Origin of the sequence: Pseudomonas sp. P20 (genome assembly GCF_016463925.1) — a bacterium.
In the GTDB taxonomy this organism is placed as follows: Bacteria; Pseudomonadota; Gammaproteobacteria; order Pseudomonadales; family Pseudomonadaceae; genus Pseudomonas; species Pseudomonas aeruginosa.
Genome location: NZ_JAEMVM010000090.1, coordinates 1 through 491, shown reverse-complemented (window position 1 = coordinate 491; position 491 = coordinate 1). Strand labels below are relative to the sequence as shown.

The 491-nt window shown below is 61.7% G+C and carries 1 protein-coding gene; it reads left to right on the top strand.

Features of this window, described 5'->3' with window-relative positions; all coding sequences use genetic code 11:
- Positions 1-491: hypothetical protein (locus tag JHD77_RS31725; protein ID WP_199506565.1), on the top strand; the 491-nt coding region annotated here is incomplete at both ends.

Sequence of the window (491 nt, the reverse complement as noted above, 5' to 3'; positions counted from 1 at the left end):
CATATGAACCTCCAGAACCGCAACAACCTCCTCCTGAGCTTGATCGCCGAGACCCAGTTCGACGCCTACGTGCAAGGCTACATGGCCAAAGCAGGCGCTGCCGCCGGTGCTTCCGAGAATCTGCAAATCGAGGCTGAAGGTGCTGCGATGTTGCAGGGTCTGGTCGCTCCCATTCGCGCTCAGCAGCGTGCCTGTGGACAGCCCCTGCAGAACGCCCTGCTCCAAATCGCCCACGACCTACTGTTGCAGACGAAGTCGCAACTGGCCATCGCGGCCAATGCCAGCTCGATCCACGTGATCCAGCGGGACATGAACAGGGCTATCTGGAATATCGCGACTGCCATCGATCACCTGGCCGAGTTCGCCCAACCCTCCCAGGACACCGTGAAGGTCATCGAGCGGCTGATGCTCTTCGTCGGCAGCTCGCCTAGCCCGGAAGGCCAGCAACTGGCCGCAGAGGCAAGTGCAGTGCTTGGCATGAGCGAGGGGGG